The sequence below is a fragment of the Aneurinibacillus thermoaerophilus genome (assembly GCF_900099925.1).
Lineage (GTDB): Bacteria > Bacillota > Bacilli > Aneurinibacillales > Aneurinibacillaceae > Aneurinibacillus > Aneurinibacillus thermoaerophilus.
The window spans coordinates 1-1,869 of record NZ_FNDE01000085.1 but is presented as its reverse complement, the minus strand read 5'-3'; the positions used below and the strand labels follow the sequence as shown (position 1 = coordinate 1,869).

The following is a 1,869-nucleotide window of genomic DNA, read 5'->3' as shown; positions in this document are numbered from 1 at the left end:
TCTTCCAACCTTTACTATCTTACAGGGCGATGCCCTGACTTTTTGGCCCGATGGGACAAGCCTACAGTCGGTGCAAGTCCGACAGGGCCACCACAACAAGAACTACATAGGCGCAGCTAAAGGGCTGTACAGCCAGCGTAGGGGTAGGGGCGCTGGCACCAATAAAACGAAGTGAGGTGAAAGCATGGAGAAAGTGAAGTTAACAAAAGCGCAGGCTGATGCTTTAGAAATTGCCAAGAGTTTAAAAGCTTATCAAAACGATATCAGTTCTTTGTTAATCGCACACATAAGCCACAGCGGAGGAGAGTGTTGGGCTAAGGAAATGGGGCTGCACCCATTAAATCATCTTGATGTCGAAACGTTCGCTCGCGCTGTAATTGTCGGCTACGAAGTAGAGATGACACCGGAAGAGAAGGTGCGCGAGAAGTACGAAAGCGTAGACCCGTGGGAAACATACGGTAATGCATACCGACAAGCCATTCGGGATACTCTCAACATCCTTGGCATCAAAATCGAAGGAGTGAATGCCTGATGGATAGATTCTCACAAGGTCTTGCAGATCCGCAAGAAACCCATGTTGTTGGAGAATGCCTTTCTTGCGGCGGAGAGGTCTATGAAGGTGAAGAAGTCTGGGAAGTAGAGGGAGAGTATCTCCATGACGGATATGATTGTATCCGAGGATATATTGCTGATTTTGCAACTCAGAAGGTTGCCGGGTAAATAAAAAATGACCGGCAGCCACCGGTCATCAACAGCTTTGATAATTGGATACTCAAATCTTATCACGAACGTACTTTGAAAATCAAATATGGGGTGAAAAGTATGCAAAAACAGCTTGGTATACTGGCCTTCCTCCAATATGAGCTTCGCCTTGTTGAAGGCAGAATGGCTTTCGCCAAGGAAGCAAAAGAGGCAGCGCTTGCTACAGAAGAACATGACTTCGCGAAAGGGTTCGCAAGTGGCTTTGCTTCCGGTGAGTTGTTCGCGCTCAAGAAGGAGAAAGAAACGCTGCAACAACTACTGCGGATGGCAGAGGGAATAGACGACCTATTCGGCGGAGAAACGATAGAGGAGGATGCCATTTATGAAACTGTACGAGTTAGCTGATGCTTATCAAGCACTTATGGACACGATGCAGGATGAGGAACAGGCAGTAAGCTTAGCCGACACACTCGAATCCATTGAGGAAGCAATCGAGGCTAAGGTCGAGAATATCGCCAAGATGATTAAAACGATGGATGCTGAAGCCAAGGCGCTGAAAGAGGAAGAACAGCGCCTGGCAGCCCGAAGAAAGGCACTGGAAGCCCGGATGGATGGGCTGAAACAATACGCACTTTCTACACTGGAGCAGGCCGGGCTTACGAAAGTGAAAGGGGCAATCCTCACTGTTGGGATCCGGAATAACCGACCGAGTGTGGTGGTGGATGAAGCAGCGCTTCCAGCGGAGTTTCTGATTCCTCAACCTCCAAAAGCGGACAAGCAGCGCTTGTATGAACTGCTCAAAGACGGGCAGGTGATTCCGGGTGCAAGACTTGAAGCAAGCTGCTCTCTTAGCATTCGATAGATGCGTGATGTGCGGCGATCCGATTGAGCCGGGGGAGAAAACTTCCCCGGTGTATCACGGAAGGGAACTGGAACCATATGGGGTTGTGTGCGCATGCTGCCGCAAGGAATTTATTAACTAGAGGTGATAGAGATGGCATTTGTAAAAGCCACAAAGGCAAAATCACGCGCCAGAATTGCGCTGTGCGGTCCGTCCGGAGCCGGAAAGACGTACACATCTCTCCGGCTTGCCAGCGGACTTGGCGAGAAGGTTGCGGTGATTGATACGGAGCGCGGCTCTGCTTCCAAATATGCGGACGAATTTGA

5 protein-coding genes are annotated in these 1,869 nt (G+C 49.7%); all 5 read left to right on the top strand.

Annotated elements, in window-relative coordinates; all coding sequences use genetic code 11:
- The first annotated feature begins 184 nt into the window (after positions 1-184).
- Positions 185-532 (top strand): hypothetical protein, encoded by a 348-nt coding sequence (locus BLR88_RS18720; protein ID WP_091261624.1) that lies wholly within the window; start codon positions 185-187, stop codon positions 530-532.
- Entirely contained in the window at positions 532-720 is a 189-nt protein-coding gene (locus BLR88_RS18715) for a hypothetical protein (protein WP_091261622.1), read from the top strand. The genes BLR88_RS18720 and BLR88_RS18715 overlap by 1 nt, the downstream gene beginning before the upstream one ends.
- Before the next feature lie 102 nt (positions 721-822).
- The gene (locus BLR88_RS18710; RefSeq protein ID WP_091261621.1) at positions 823-1,107 is read left to right on the top strand and encodes a hypothetical protein; all 285 of its coding nucleotides are present in this window, start codon (positions 823-825) and stop codon (positions 1,105-1,107) included.
- Entirely contained in the window at positions 1,085-1,564 is a 480-nt protein-coding gene (locus BLR88_RS18705) for a siphovirus Gp157 family protein (RefSeq protein WP_175493699.1), read from the top strand. Before BLR88_RS18710 ends, BLR88_RS18705 begins: the two co-directional genes overlap by 23 nt.
- A gap of 132 nt (positions 1,565-1,696) precedes the next feature.
- On the top strand, positions 1,697-1,869 hold a 173-nt coding region (locus BLR88_RS20665), incomplete at its 3' end, for an AAA family ATPase (RefSeq protein ID WP_175493698.1).